Source organism: Streptomyces sp. NPDC014882 (assembly GCF_043081325.1).
Taxonomy (GTDB): domain Bacteria; phylum Actinomycetota; class Actinomycetes; order Streptomycetales; family Streptomycetaceae; genus Streptomyces.
In genome coordinates, this window is record NZ_JBIBWL010000002.1 from 711235 (window position 1) to 725532 (window position 14298).

Below are 14298 nucleotides of genomic sequence, written 5' to 3' on the forward strand. Positions count from 1 at the left end.
CCACGTCGAAGCGCTTCGACACCACGCGTCGCATCGGTCCCACGAGCGCCGCGCGGCATCACCCAGAACCGTCCGAGTCCCCTGGAGGCACTCGATGTTGACGACACGAAGGCGCGCGGCGGCCGCGGCGGTGATCCTTTCCGGATCACTCCTCCTGTCCTCCTGCGGCGACTCGGACAGCGGTGCGTCCGACGGCAGCACGCTCCGGCTCTGGCACTACGAGGGCCCCGACAGCGCGATGGGCCAGGCCTGGAAGGAGGCGGTCGAGGAGTTCGAGGCCACGCACCCGGGCGTGACGGTGAAGGTCGAGGAGAAGGGCTTCGAGCAGATCCAGAAGACGGCGTCCATGGTCCTCAACTCCTCGGACGCGCCGGACCTCATGGAGTACAACAAGGGCAACGCGACCGCGGGCCTGCTGTCGAGACAGGGCCTGCTGACCGACCTGACGACCGAGACGGCCAAGCGCGGCTGGGACAAGAAGCTCAGCGCCGGCGTGAGCACGACCAGCAGGTACGACACCGACGGGGTCATGGGCTCCGGCAAGTGGTACGGCGTGCCGAACTACGCCGAGTACACGATGGTCTACTACAACAAGGACCTCTTCGCGAAGTACAGAATCGCCGAGCCGAAGACGTTCGACCAGCTCACGGCGGCCATGGACGCCTTCGCCGGGAAGGGCGTCACCCCGCTGGCCAACGGCGGCGCCGAGTACCCCGCCCAGCAGTACCTCTACCAGCTCGCCCTCTCCCGGGCCGACCGCTCCTGGGTCGACACGTACGAGCTGTACAAGGGGAAGGCCGACTTCCACGACGCGGCCTGGACGTACGCGGCGAACACCTTCGCGGACTGGGTGGAGAAGGGCTACATCGGCGAGAAGTCGACCAGCGCCAAGGCCGAGGACGCGGGCGTCTCCTTCATCCAGGGCAAGGCACCGATCCTGTTCTCCGGCAGCTGGTGGTACGGCCGCTTCCAGGCCGAGGCGACGTTCGACTGGGACACCACCCTGTGGCCCGGCTCCGACCTGACCCTCGGCTCCGGCGGCAACCTCTGGGTGGTCCCGAAGAACGCGAAGAACAAGGACCTCGCCTACGACTTCATCGATATCACCCTGTCGAAGAAGATCCAGAACCTGCTCGGCAACAAGGGCGGCGTCCCGGTCGCGGCCGACGCGAGCGCCGTCACGGACCCGAAGGCCAAGAAGCTCATCTCCGACTTCAACACGCTGAGCGGACGGGACGGCCTGGCCTTCTACCCGGACTGGCCGGTGAACGGCTTCTACGACGTCCTGGTCTCCGAGACGCAGAAGCTGATGACGGGCGCCCGGAAGCCGGACGACTACCTCAGCGCCCTGCAGCAGGCCTACGACAAGGGTGCGCCGAAGCGATGACGGCCACCGTCGAACGGGGCGCGCGGGCCGTCGGCAGGCACCTGCCGGCCGGCCCGCGCCGCCCCCGCGATACGTACACGCTGTTCCTGCTCCCCGGGATCCTCGCCTTCCTCACCGTGATCGTCGTGCCGTTCCTGATGAACACGGGCGTGAGCTTCACCGACTGGCAGGGCGTCGGCAGCCCCGAGTGGTCCGGCCTCGCCAACTACCGCGAGCTGCTGGACGACGCGGAGTTCTGGGCGTCCTTCCGGCACAGCCTGTTCATGGTCGTCGCCATGGCGGCCGTACCGACGGTGATCGGTCTCGTGCTGGCCGCCGCCCTGTTCGACTTCGTCGGCAAGCACTTCGGACCGAGGTGGGCCGCGGTGCTGCGCGCCTGCTTCTACCTCCCGCAGGTGCTGCCGATCGCGGTGGCCGGCATCGTCTGGAGCTGGATCCTCGCCCCCGACGGCGGCTCCCTCAACGCCCTGCTGAGGGCGGTCGGGCTGGGCTCCTGGCAGCAGGACTGGCTCGGCGACCCCGACATCGCGCTGTACGGCGTGATGGGCGTGATGGTGTGGGTGCAGATCGGCTTCCCGCTGGTCGTCTTCATGGCGGGCCTGCAGCGCGTCGACCCGCAGCTGTACGAGGCGGCCGAGCTGGACGGCGCCGGCTGGTGGCGCCGCTTCCGGCACATCACGCTGCCGCAGATCCGCCCGGAGACCTACGTCGTGCTGACCTGGTGCACGATCGCCGCCCTGAAGGTGTTCGGCGCGGTGTACGTGCTGACCAAGGGCGGGCCGGGCGGCGCGACGAACGTGCCGTCGTACTTCTCCTTCGCCACCTTCTTCGAGAAGACGCAGGTCGGCTACGGCGCCGCGATCTCCACCGTCCTGACGGTGATCATCCTGGCCGTCTCCCTGATCGGCCTGAGACTCCAGACCCGTGCCGAGGACGCCGAGGAGGGGATCCGCGCATGACCGCAGCCCTGCGCCGCTACCCGGTGCTGGCGGCCCTGTGCCTGGCCGCCCTGTTCATGGTGGTGCCGTTCGTGATCGTGGCCGTGAACGCGGTCAAGTCACCGGCCGAGTACTCCGCGCACGGCCCGCTCAGCCTGCCCGACGGCCTCTACCTGGACGGCCTGAGGGACTTCTGGCAGCGGGTCGACTACGGACAGAAGCTGTTCAACTCGGTGCTGATCAGCGGCTCGGTGGCCGTGCTCGCCGCGGCCCTGTCGGTGCTCAACGCGTACGCGATCGGCATCGGCCGGATCAGGGGCCGCACCTGGGTGCTCGCCTTCTTCGTGCTGGCCAACATGCTGCCGCAGGAGGCGCTGGTCTACCCGGTCTACTACCTGAGCAAGCAGGTGGGCCTCTACGACACCCGGCTCAGCGTGATCATCGTGTTCACGGTGGTCCAGGCGGCCTTCGGCACCTACCTCCTGTCCTCGGTGCTCGGGCAGTTCCCCCGCGAGATCATCGAGGCCGCCCGCATGGACGGCGCGAACAAGTGGCAGGTGCTGTGGCGGATCGTGGTCCCGGTCAGCCGCCCCACGCTCGGGGTCCTGATGGTGTTTTTCTTCATCTGGACCTGGAACGAGTTCCTGCTCCCGCTGGTCATGCTGATCTCCAACGACAACCAGACCGTGTCGGTGGCGCTCGGCGTCCTGCAGGGCCAGCGCCTCATGGACGCCACGATGACCAACGCGGCCGCCCTGCTGGGCGTGCTGCCCGCGATCGTCTTCTTCCTCGTCTTCCAGCGGACGCTCACCCGCGGCATCGCCGTGGGCGCGGTCAAGTAAGGGGTGCACGCGTGAAGTTCACCGACGGCTACTGGCTGCTGCGCGAGGGCGTCACCGCGGCGCACCCGGTGGAGGTCCTCGACGTCGACGCGACCGGGGGCACCACCGCCGGGGGCGGCACGCTGGAGATCCACGCGCCGACCCGGCCCGTCCGCCACCGCGGCGACCTGCTGAAGGGGCCGGTCGTGACGATCACCGCCCACACCCCGATGCCGGACGTCATCGGGGTGACCCTCACCCACTTCGAGGGCGGCCGGCCGGCCGGGCCGGTGTTCGAGCTCACCGGGCAGGAGACCGCCGCCCGCGCCGAGTACGACGACGAGTACGCCACCCTCACCTCGGGCGCCCTGTCGGTCAGGGTGGCGCGCACCGGACCGTGGCGCGTCGACTTCCTGGCCCACGGCCGGGTCCTGACCTCCAGCGGCCCCAAGGGCATGGGCATCATCCGGGACGGGACCGGCGCCCACTACCTGCGCGAGCAGCTGGGCCTCGGCGTGGGCACCCACGTGTACGGGCTCGGCGAGCGGTTCGGGCCGCTGGTGAAGAACGGGCAGGTCGTCGACATCTGGAACGCCGACGGCGGCACGGCGACCGAGCAGGCCTACAAGAACGTGCCCTTCTACCTCACCGACGCCGGCTACGGCGTCTTCGTCGACCATCCGGGCAAGGTGTCCTTCGAGGTCGGCTCGGAGACGGTGTCCAGGGTCCAGTTCAGCGCCGAGACCCAGCAGTTGACGTACTACGTCGTCCACGGGCCGACCCCGAAGGAGATCCTGCGCAAGTACACCGCCCTCACCGGGCGGCCGGCCCTCCCGCCCGCCTGGTCCTTCGGGCTGTGGCTGTCGACGTCGTTCACCACCTCCTACGACGAGGAGACGGTGACGTCGTTCATCGACGGCATGCGGGAGCGCGGACTCCCGCTGTCCGTCTTCCACTTCGACTGCTTCTGGATGCGCGAGTTCCAGTGGTGCGACTTCCGGTGGGACCCCCGGGTGTTCCCCGACCCGGAGGGGATGCTGGCACGGCTGAAGGAGAAGGGGCTGCACGTCTGTGTGTGGATCAACCCCTACATCGCCCAGCGCTCCCCGCTGTTCGCCGAGGGCAAGGAGCTCGGGCACCTGCTCAGGCGGCCCGACGGCAGCGTGTGGCAGTGGGACCTGTGGCAGCCGGGCATGGCCCTGGTCGACTTCACCAGCCCGGCCGCCCGCGACTGGTACGCGGCGAAGCTGGAGGCCCTGCTCGCGCAGGGCGTCGACTGCTTCAAGACCGACTTCGGCGAACGCGTCCCGGTCGACGTGGCCTGGGCGGACGGCTCCGATCCGGAACGGATGCACAACTACTACACCCACCTGTACAACCGCACCGTCTTCGAGGTGCTCCGCAAGCACCGGGGCGAGGGGGAGGCGGTGCTCTTCGCCCGCTCGGCGACGGCCGGCGGCCAGCAGTTCCCCGTGCACTGGGGCGGCGACTGCGAGGCGACGTACGAGTCGATGGCCGAGTCGCTGCGCGGCGGCCTGTCGCTGGGCCTGTCCGGGTTCGGGTACTGGAGCCACGACATCGGCGGCTTCGAGGGCACACCGACGCCCGCGCTGTTCAAGCGGTGGCTGGCCTTCGGGCTGCTGTCCTCGCACAGCCGGCTGCACGGGTCCTCCACGTACCGCGTGCCGTGGCTGTTCGACGAGGAGTCGGTGGACGTGCTGCGGCTGTTCACCCGGCTGAAGCTGACCCTGATGCCCTACCTGTACGAGGCGGCCCGCACCGCGCATGCCGAGGGCCTGCCGGTGATGCGGGCGATGGCGCTGGAGTTCCCGGACGATCCCGGGTGCGCGCACCTGGAGCGGCAGTACATGCTCGGCCCGGACCTGCTGGTGGCGCCGGTGTTCAGCGACGAGGGAGACGTGACGTACTACGTGCCGGAGGGCACCTGGACGCACTTCCTGAGCGGCCGGACGGTCACCGGGCCGCGCTGGGTGCGCGAACGCCACGGGTTCTCGAGCGTGCCGCTGCTGGTCAGGCCGGGGGCGGTGATCCCGGTGGGGGCGGTGGACGACCGGCCGGACTACGCCCACGCGGACGGGGTGACCCTGCGGGCGTACGGGCTCGAACGCGGCGCGCGGGTGACGGTGCGGGTCGGGGACGTGACCTTCACCGTCGTGCGGGAGGGCGACACCCTGCGGGCCTCCTGCGGTGATCCTTCGGCGCCGTGGGCGCTGGCGGCCGGGGAGCGGGTGGCGCGGGCGGCGGCCGGGACCGGGTCCCTCACGCTGGAGCCGGCGTCCGGTTGACGGGAAGGAAAGGACGGACAGCAGAAAACCCCGCCTCCCGAGGGGGGCGGGGTTCTCCGTTCACATGGGGTGGTGGAGATGGCGGGAATCGAACCCGCGTCCAACGGTGCAAAATCAGGGCTTCTCCGTGTGCAGTTCGCTGCGATTTTCTCGGCCCCGGCGATCACGCGAACAAGTCGCCGACGGGCCCAGTCACTGTTTGGTTTCCCATCGAGCCCCGTGACCGGGCTCGATGGTTTAGTCCCCTAGATTATGCCAGGATCCGGGCCGGGAACACTCCCGGGCTGACACCCATTAAGGGTCCTTCACTCACTGCTTATCAGGCAGCGAGGGCGAAGGACTGGGAATCGCGCTTAGAATTGGCGATTATTTTTTGCGACATATGGTTAACGAGATCATTGCCGCTTCCTCGACACGCTTCCCCTGGTTCAACAGCCGCTGTCGAAACCGATCATCCCCATGTTGATTTTTCAATGCCCCCGAGGGGGCGGTGCGTCCCCGCCGTGGGGGACTGTCGCCATCGTACGTGACCAACGCACCGCGATGCCAGCCTATTCCCGCCGGCCGGCCGGTCACCGAACCCGCGACCGGACGCACCGGGTCGCCGCGGGGGCGCCACCGGTCCGCTGCCTGGCCGCCACCGGGCCGTCGGGGACCGCTGCCGGCCCGTCTACTGGCCCCGCTGCTTCCGCTTGGCCGCCGCGATGGCGCGGTCCGACTCCCGGCGGTCCTGCTTCTCCCGCAGGGTCTGCCGCTTGTCGTACTCCTTCTTGCCCCGTGCCAGCGCGATCTCGGCCTTCGCGCGGCCGTCCTTGAAGTACAGGGCGAGCGGCACGATCGTGTGCCCCGTCTCCTCCGCCTTCGAGGCCAGCTTGTCGATCTCCTCGCGGTGCAGCAGCAGCTTGCGCTTGCGGCGCGCGGAGTGGTTGGTCCAGCTGCCCTGGCTGTACTCCGGGATGTGCGCGTTGTGCAGCCAGGCCTCGTCGCCGTCGATCTGCACGAAGCCGTCGGCCAGCGAGGCGCGGCCCTGGCGCAGCGACTTCACCTCGGTGCCGGTGAGCACCAGGCCGGCCTCGTACACGTCGATGATCGCGTAGTCGTGCCGGGCCTTCTTGTTCTGGGCGACGATCTTGCGCTGGCCCTTGGTCTTGTCCGCGGCCGGCTTGACCTGCTTCGGCTGGGACTCCTTGGGTACGTACATTGCCTTGTTCATAGTGCGGCCATTTTCGCACCCGAGGGGGCCGTGGGGGAAAGCCGATTACCAGGAGCGCGGAGGGGCGCTCACGAGGCGTCCCCCAGCCCGCTCAGCACGGTCTCCGCCCGCTCCAGCGCCCCGTCGTCCGCGTCCAGGTCCGGGGTGACGCCGGTGCCGTCGACGGTCCGGCCGGACGGGGTGCGGTAGTGGCCGACGGTCAGTTCGGCGACCGAGCCGTCGGGCAGCCGGCTCGGCATCTGGACCGAGCCCTTGCCGAAGGTGCGCGAGCCGACGACGACCGCCCGGCCGCGGTCCCGCAGGGCACCGGTGAGCAGTTCGGCGGCGCTCATGGTGCCGCCGTCGACGAGCGTCACCAGGGGGCGCGTGGTGTCGCCGCCGGAGTCGGCGTGCAGGGCGCGCTGCTCGCCGTCGACGTCGTAGGTGGCGACGAGGCCGCCGTCGAGGAAGGCCGAGGCGGTGGAGACGGCCTCGGTGACCAGTCCGCCGGAGTTGCCGCGCAGGTCCAGGACGATGCCGGTGCCGGCCGGGGCCGCGTCGACGGCGGTGCGGACGGCGTCGCCGGACCCCTTGGTGAACGCGGTGACCCTGATGACGGTGACGCCCCCGGCGAGGGTGCGCACGGTGACCGAGTCGGTGGACAGGCGGGCCCGGCGCAGCGTCTGGGTCCACGCGCGCGTGCCGCGCTCCACTCCGAGACGGACGGTGGTGCCGGCGGGCGCGTCCGTCGCGTCACCGCGCAGCAGGGAGACGACCTCGGTGACCGGACGTCCGTCGACGGTCCGGCCGTCGACGGCCCGCAGCCGGTCGCCCGCCCGGATCCCGGCGGCGGCCGCCGGCGACCCGGCCTGCACCTTCGTGACCTCGATCCGGCCGTCCCGCTCGCGCCGCGCCTCCAGGCCGACACCGGTGTACTGGCCGTCGAGGGAATCCGCGAACTCCTCGTACTCCTCCTCGGAGTACACCGCCGCCCAGCGGTCCCCGCTGCGGCTGACGGCGCGCTCGGCGGCCTCCAGGGGCGACTTCCCGTCGGCCATCGCCTCCTCGGCGGCCCTGGTCACGGCCTCGGGAGGGCTGACGGGACGGGTGGGGCCGGCGGAGCGGGCCGCGTCGGCGGCGGCCGGACCGCCGTCCCCGGGCAGCGAGCCGGTCGCCGCGCCCGCCACCAGAACACCGGCGAACACGAAGGTCAGGGCGGCCCCACGGCCGAAGCGGCGGGGCGAACAGAGCGGGTCGCGGCCTGACATGGCGGTGAGTCTAGGGGAACGCCAAGGGGCCGCACGGTCCCTTGACCGTACGGCCCCCTTGGCATGCGTCACACCTTCAGGTACTTGCGCAACGCGAAGAACGCCGCCAGCGCGGGCATCAGCAGGCTCGTGGCGAGGATCAGCGGGAGCTTCGTCAGCACGGCGTCCCAGCCGACGAAGTTGATGAGGTTGAGCTTCGAGGACAGGGCCATGCCGTGGTCGATGGTGAAGTACCGGCCGACGACCAGGAACACGCACGCCAGGCTGCCGCCGATGAGGCCCGCGACGGCGGCCTCCATGATGAACGGCGCCTGGATGTAGAAGCCGGAGGCGCCCACGAGCCGCATGATCCCGGTCTCACGCCGTCGGCTGAACGCCGAGACGCGCACGGTGTTGACGATCAGCAGCAGGGCGACGACCAGCATGAGCGCCATCACCCCGAGCGCCGCCCGGTTCATCAGGTTCAGCAGGCCGAAGAGGTTGTCCAGGATGCCCTTCTGGTCCTGCACGGACTGCACGCCCTCCCGCCCGTTGAAGGCGGTCGCGATGACCTGGTACTTCTCCGGGTTCTTCAGCTTGATGCGGTACGACTCCTGCATCTGGTCCGGCGTGAGGGAGCTGGCCAGCGGGGAGTCGCCGAACTGCTCCTTGTAGTGCTTGTAGGCGTCGTCCTGCGACTCGTAGGTCACCGAGTCGACGACCGACATCTTGCCGAGGTCGGACTTGATCTGCTTCTTCTGGTCCTCGGTCACCGCGCCCTTGGCGCAGTTGGGGTCCGAGGCGGCGTCGCTCTTGTTGCAGAGGAAGATCGAGACGTTGACCTTGTCGTACCAGTAGCCCTTCATGGCTCCGACCTGGTCGCTCATCAGGAGCGACCCGCCGAACAGGGCGAGCGACAGGGCGACGGAGACGATGACGGCGAAGGTCATCGTCAGGTTGCGGCGGAGACCGACACCGATCTCGGACAGTACGAACTGGGCGCGCATGGCGGGTTGTTCAAGCCTTTCCGTGGACGGTCGCGGTCAGTGCTGGTAGCCGTAGACGCCGCGGGCCTGGTCGCGGACGAGGCGGCCCTTCTCCAGCTCGATGACGCGCTTGCGCATCTGGTCCACGATGTTCTGGTCGTGCGTCGCCATCACCACGGTGGTGCCCGTCCGGTTGATCCGGTCGAGCAGCTTCATGATGCCGACGGAGGTCTGCGGGTCGAGGTTGCCGGTGGGCTCGTCGGCGATCAGCAGTTTGGGACGGTTCACGAAGGCCCGGGCGATGGCCACGCGCTGCTGCTCACCGCCGGACAGCTCACCGGGCATCCGCTCCTCCTTGCCGCCGAGCCCGACGAGGTCGAGCACCTGCGGCACGGACTTGCGGATCTCGCCGCGGGACTTGCCGATCACCTCCTGCGCGAAGGCGACGTTCTCGGCGACCGTCTTGTTGGGGAGCAGCCGGAAGTCCTGGAAGACCGTGCCCAGCTGGCGGCGCATCTGCGGCACCTTCCAGTTGGACAGGCGCGCGAGGTCCTTGCCCAGGACGTGCACCTGGCCGTGGCTGCACCGCTCCTCGCGGAGGACCAGCCGCAGGAAGGTGGACTTCCCGGAGCCGGAGGACCCCACGAGGAACACGAACTCGCCCTTCTCCACTTCCAGGGACACATCCCTGAGTGCGGGGCGGGTCTGCTTGGGGTAGACCTTGGAGACATTGTCGAATCGGATCACGGATGCACCACGGGTCGCCGGGGGTAGATGAGCGTGACCATACGCGAACCGGGGAGGCGTGCGCAGGCAGCGGTCACGGTTGCGTGCGGCTTGTGCGTTTTTGTACGTCCACCCGTGCTGTGAGGCAGCTCCTGCCGGGACCCCGCGCTGAATTCCGCGGAACCTGGCAGAGTGGAGGGGAACGTTCGCGTCGCGGCGGGCGTTCTCCATGGGGAACCACCGGTGCAAGGAGGGCGAGCGCATGACGTACGACCGGCTGGTGTGCGCCAACTGCGCCGCGCCCGTGAGCGAGGGCCGGTGCTCGGTGTGCCGCGCGAACCGCGAGCGGCTGCAGCAGGAGAACTTCTTCGCGGGACTGAACCCGATGGCGCTGATCGCGCTGCTGGCCGTGCTGGTGGCCGCGTTCGCGCTGCTCGCCCACCAGACCGCCTAGGGCGTGTTTCGAAAGTGGCGTCGTCTGCCCGAAGGGCAGGCCCGGCGGCGTCTGGTGCGTGCGATCGCAAGGCGGAGGGTCGCCCCGATACTGGTTGTATCGGGGTGATCCCGACAACGCGGCGAGCGTGCGTGCCAGGCGTCGCCGGGCAGACGGGACTTTCGAAACACGCCCTAGGGCGTACGACGCCGAAGGGCCCGGAGCCGGCAGGCTCCGGGCCCTTCGTGTGTGCGTACCGTGCCGGTGCGGCTACCCGACGTCAGGCAGCGGCCGCGCCGCGGCCCTCCACGAGGCGCGGGAGCACGCGGAAGCCGACGCCACCGACGATCATCGTGGCGGCACCGACGATCAGGAAGGTGGTCTGCCCGGCGCCGGTCTCGGCCAGCTCCTTGCCGCCGCCCTGGGCGACGTTGTCGGAGGTGGTGTCCGAGGTGTCGGTCAGCGCGGAGCTGCCGACCTCCTGGACGGCGGTGCCGTCGGGGGTGGTGCCGGTACCGCCGGTGGCGGAACCACCGGTCGCCGAGCCGCCGGAGGTGGAGCCGCCGTCCGCGGAGCCGCCGGTGCTGCCGGAACCGCCGGTGGCGGAGCTGCCGCCGGTGCTGCTGGAGCCACCGTTGCCGTTCGAACCGCCGTTGCCGTTCGAGCCGCTGTTGCCGCCGGAGTTGCCGTTCGAGCCGCCGTTGCCGGAGGTCCCGTTGCTGGAGTTGCCGTTCGAGCCGCCGTCGGTCGAACCACCGTCGGTCGAACCACCGTCAGTGGAGCCACCGTCGGTCGAACCACCGTCAGTGGAGCCACCGTCGGTGGAGCCACCGTCGGTCGAACCACCGTCGGTCGAACCACCGTCGGTCGAACCACCGTCAGTGGAGCCACCGTCGGTCGAACCACCGTCAGTGGAGCCACCGTCGGTCGAACCACCGTCGGTCGAACCACCGTCAGTGGAGCCACCGTCGGTCGAACCACCGTCGGTCGAACCACCGTCGGAGGTGCCACCGTCGGCGCAGACTCCGATCGGCTCGCAGGGGTCTTCACCCGTCTGCACGGTGACGTCGCCGGACGACGTGTCCACCAGGCCGCTGAGGCCGTCCTCGTTGCCGGTGGCCGAAGCCACGCCCGCCACCGTCAGCGAAGCGCCCGCGGCGATCACTGCGCCCGCGGCGATGCGCGCGATACGAACGCGCGTCTTCTTGGTCATAAGGTCGCTACCCCCAGTAGCCGAAATCGTCGATGAGGCCGCGCCGGGGCGGTGATCGACGGGGGTAGCCGGAACTGGCGAAGCCCCCCGGTTCACATGCGCCCCAGAGATACGCATGCCACCGTTCACCCTTACGATTTTTCACAGCAGCGTCAAGGCCGTTGCGCACGCAATGTCCAACTCGGCACGCTTTGCCGGACGTTGAAGGTGTGAGTGTGACGTAAAACCCAGGCGCGCCGGGAAACGCGGGCAAGGGAAAAGGCAACCACCCCCATCGCGGGGGCAGTTGCCTTGTCGACAAGATTACTTCTCCTGCTGCTTGCGCCAGCGAATGCCGGCCTCCAGGAACCCGTCGATCTCACCGTTGAAAACGGCCTCGGGGTTGCCGACCTCGAAGTCGGTGCGCAGGTCCTTGACCATCTGGTACGGGTGCAGGACGTACGAACGCATCTGGTTGCCCCAGGAGTTGCCGCCGTCGCCCTTGAGGGCGTTCATCTTCTCCTGCTCCTCCTGGCGGCGCCGCTCGAGCAGCTTGGCCTGGAGGACGTTCATCGCGGTCGCCTTGTTCTGGATCTGCGACCGCTCGTTCTGGCAGGAGACGACGATGCCGGTGGGCAGGTGGGTGAGGCGCACCGCGGAGTCGGTGGTGTTCACGCCCTGGCCGCCCGGGCCGGAGGAGCGGTAGACGTCCACGCGCAGCTCGGACTCGTCGATCTCGATGTGGTCGGTCTTCTCGACCACCGGGAGGACCTCGACGCCCGCGAAGGAGGTCTGGCGGCGCCCCTGGTTGTCGAAGGGCGAGATGCGCACCAGGCGGTGCGTGCCCTGCTCGACGGAGAGGGTGCCGTAGGCGTACGGGATCTGCACGGCGAAGGTGGTCGACTTGATGCCGGCCTCCTCGGCGTACGAGGTCTCGTAGACCTCGGTCTTGTAGCCCTTCTGCTCCGCCCACCGCAGGTACATCCGCTGGAGCTTCTCGGCGAAGTCGGCGGCGTCGACGCCACCGGCCTCGGCACGGATGTTGACCAGCGCCTCGCGGGAGTCGTACTCCCCGCTGAGCAGCGTCCGGACCTCCAGCTCGTCCAGCGCCTTCCTGACGGCGGTCAGCTCGGACTCGGCCTCGGCACGGGCGTCCGGGTCGTCCTCCTCCTCGGCCATCTCGAACATGACGGAGAGATCGTCGATCCGGCCGCGCAGGGCGTCGGCCTTCCTGACCTCGGCCTGGAGGTGGGACAGCTTGCTGGTGATCTTCTGCGCCTCGTCCGGGTTGTCCCACAGGGACGGCGCGGCCGCCTGCTCCTCGAGCACGGCGATGTCTGCCCTCAGCTTGTCGAGGTCCAGAACGGCCTCGATCGACTCCATGGTCGAGGAGAGGGACTTGAGCTCTTCGGATACATCGACGACTGCCACCCCTCCAGCGTAACGGCTCCGCCAAGCGGCGGACGCCTCCGGCCACGGACACCCCGGCGGGCACCGGTCGGCGCGTCCGGCCCGTCCGGTGTCCGAGGGGCGGGGCCGTCCGGGCCGGCAGGGGCCCGGGGCGCGGCACCCGGGCCCCGGGAAGGGGCGGGGGGCGGCGAGGGCGGACCCCCGCTCAGGGCGCCGCCGGCGCCGAGTTCCCGGACCCGCCGGACCCGGGCCCGCCCTCGTCGTCGCCCGTCGTGGCCGCCCACGTCCCCACGCCCGCCGCGGCGACCAGCACCGCCGCGGCCACCCCCACGACGATCCTCCGCCGCCGGGTGGCCGCGCGGTTGCGCGCCGACCCCGGACGCGGCGTCCCCGCCGCCCGGGGCACGCGTGCCGTCCCGCGCGCGCCGCCCGCCAGCTCGTCCGGCGCCGGCACCCGCATCGAGGTGTGGGTGTCCCGGTTGGAGTCGGGCTCGGCGCCGGGCACCAGGGACACCGATCCCCGCCGGGCCCGCCCGGCGGTGCCGGCGGCGGCCGGTGCCTGCGGGGCGTCGGCGGCCCGGCCCGGCCCCGGCTCGTCCTCCGCCGCCCCGGCGTCCGGCTCGTCCACGTCCAGCGGCGGCATCCCCGCCAGCGACGGCAGCTGCTCGCGCAGCCGGGCGGCCAGTTCGGAGGCCCGCAGCCGGGAGGCCGGCGCCTTGGCCAGGCACTGCACGATCAGCTGCCACAGCTCGTCGGGGATGCCGGGCAGCGGGGCGACGGACTCGGTGACGTGCCGGCGCAGCACCGCGCCCGGATGCCCGCCGCCGAACGGCGTGAAGCCCGCGAGCAGCTCGTACAGCACGGTGGCCAGCGCGTAGATGTCCACCGAGGCCCGCGGCGGGAGGCCCTCGACGATCTCGGGGGCGAGGTAGTCCGGCGTGCCGATGATCTTCGTGGCGCGGGTCCGTCTGGGGGTGTCGATCAGTTTCGCGACGCCGAAGTCGGTGAGCAGGGCCCGGTGCGAGCCGCCGGGGCCGAGCGGGCCCTGCATGTCGAGGAGGATGTTCTCCGGCTTGACGTCCCGGTGGACGATCCCGGCCGCGTGCGCGGCGGCGAGCCCCTCGGCGACGTCCGCGACGATCGCCACCGCGGCCTCGGGCGCGAGCCGGCGGTCCCGGTCGAGGCGGGTCCGCAGATCGGTGCCGCGGACCAGGTCCATGACGAGTGCCAGGTCGTTGCCGTCGACCACGAGGTCCCGCACGGAGACCACGTGGGGGTGTTCCAGACCGAGCAGGGCGGTGCGCTCCTGCACGAAGCGGCCGACCAGCTCCTCGTCGGAGGCGAGGTCCTCGCGCAGCAGCTTGACGGCGACGGGACCGTCCGGTCCCTCGCCCAGCCACACCGTGCCGGCACTGCCCCGTCCCAGGATCTGGTGGGCGGTGTACCGGCTGCCGATCTTCCGTGCCAAGGCTGCTCCTACAGACGCGTGGTGCCGACGCTGCGCCGTGCGGGGGCACCGGCGTCGGCGGCCGGGCCGCGGACCCCCGGCGGCCCCCCGGCCGACCAACCTACGCGCCCCGCGGGGCGATCCTCACCTCGGAGGCGGAAATCACCCGTCGGGAGTCGACAAATCACCAGACCCGTCGTGGGGCCCCCGCGC

12 protein-coding genes and 1 other RNA gene are annotated in these 14298 nt (G+C 70.5%); 5 read left to right on the plus strand and 8 right to left on the minus strand.

Annotated elements, in window-relative coordinates; translation table 11 throughout:
• Nucleotides 1-94: 94 nt before the first annotated feature.
• From ACF09K_RS07735 to yicI, 4 genes are read left to right on the plus strand one after another with little or no spacing between them, the layout of a single operon-like run.
• Complete coding sequence (locus ACF09K_RS07735; RefSeq protein ID WP_392241588.1) at nt 95-1387, plus strand: extracellular solute-binding protein; 1293 nt, start codon at nt 95-97, stop codon at nt 1385-1387.
• Nucleotides 1384-2346 carry a carbohydrate ABC transporter permease gene (locus tag ACF09K_RS07740; protein WP_392241589.1) on the plus strand — a complete coding sequence of 321 codons (963 nt, stop codon included), beginning with the start codon at nt 1384-1386 and terminating at the stop codon, nt 2344-2346. Before ACF09K_RS07735 ends, ACF09K_RS07740 begins: the two co-directional genes overlap by 4 nt.
• Nucleotides 2343-3167 (plus strand): carbohydrate ABC transporter permease, encoded by an 825-nt coding sequence (locus ACF09K_RS07745; protein WP_392241590.1) that lies wholly within the window; start codon nt 2343-2345, stop codon nt 3165-3167. The genes ACF09K_RS07740 and ACF09K_RS07745 overlap by 4 nt, the downstream gene beginning before the upstream one ends.
• Nucleotides 3168-3178: 11 nt before the next feature.
• Complete coding sequence (yicI, locus tag ACF09K_RS07750) at nt 3179-5452, plus strand: alpha-xylosidase (protein ID WP_392241591.1); 2274 nt, start codon at nt 3179-3181, stop codon at nt 5450-5452.
• A gap of 70 nt (nt 5453-5522) precedes the next feature.
• Here yicI and ssrA read toward each other — a convergent pair.
• From ssrA to ftsE, 5 genes are all read right to left on the minus strand, one after another.
• Nucleotides 5523-5911: a transfer-messenger RNA gene (gene ssrA, locus ACF09K_RS07755) on the minus strand.
• Between the two features lie 211 nt (nt 5912-6122).
• The gene (gene smpB / locus ACF09K_RS07760) at nt 6123-6653 is read right to left on the minus strand and encodes an SsrA-binding protein SmpB (RefSeq protein WP_392241648.1); all 531 of its coding nucleotides are present in this window, start codon (nt 6651-6653) and stop codon (nt 6123-6125) included.
• An 80-nt stretch (nt 6654-6733) separates the two neighbouring features.
• Nucleotides 6734-7912: a S41 family peptidase gene (locus tag ACF09K_RS07765; RefSeq protein ID WP_392241592.1), complete on the minus strand. Its 1179-nt coding sequence runs from the start codon at nt 7910-7912 to the stop codon at nt 6734-6736.
• Between the two features lie 68 nt (nt 7913-7980).
• A complete protein-coding gene (ftsX, locus tag ACF09K_RS07770; protein ID WP_392241593.1) occupies nt 7981-8898 on the minus strand; it encodes a permease-like cell division protein FtsX in 918 nt (305 codons plus the stop codon).
• A gap of 36 nt (nt 8899-8934) precedes the next feature.
• The gene (ftsE, locus tag ACF09K_RS07775) at nt 8935-9624 is read right to left on the minus strand and encodes a cell division ATP-binding protein FtsE (RefSeq protein ID WP_130436517.1); all 690 of its coding nucleotides are present in this window, start codon (nt 9622-9624) and stop codon (nt 8935-8937) included.
• A gap of 241 nt (nt 9625-9865) precedes the next feature.
• Between ftsE and ACF09K_RS07780 the strand changes: the two genes are divergently transcribed.
• Nucleotides 9866-10057: a hypothetical protein gene (locus ACF09K_RS07780; protein ID WP_366062304.1), complete on the plus strand. Its 192-nt coding sequence runs from the start codon at nt 9866-9868 to the stop codon at nt 10055-10057.
• A 259-nt stretch (nt 10058-10316) separates the two neighbouring features.
• Here ACF09K_RS07780 and ACF09K_RS07785 read toward each other — a convergent pair whose 3' ends face one another.
• The 3 genes from ACF09K_RS07785 to ACF09K_RS07795 all read right to left on the minus strand — a co-directional run bounded on the left by ACF09K_RS07785 (nt 10317) and on the right by ACF09K_RS07795 (nt 14106).
• Nucleotides 10317-11249, minus strand: a complete 933-nt coding sequence (locus ACF09K_RS07785; RefSeq protein WP_392241649.1) for a hypothetical protein — start codon at nt 11247-11249, stop codon at nt 10317-10319.
• Between the two features lie 303 nt (nt 11250-11552).
• Nucleotides 11553-12659: a peptide chain release factor 2 gene (gene prfB, locus ACF09K_RS07790; protein WP_392241594.1), complete on the minus strand. Its 1107-nt coding sequence runs from the start codon at nt 12657-12659 to the stop codon at nt 11553-11555.
• Between the two features lie 184 nt (nt 12660-12843).
• Nucleotides 12844-14106, minus strand: a complete 1263-nt coding sequence (locus ACF09K_RS07795; RefSeq protein WP_392241595.1) for a serine/threonine-protein kinase — start codon at nt 14104-14106, stop codon at nt 12844-12846.
• Nucleotides 14107-14298 lie beyond the last annotated feature (192 nt).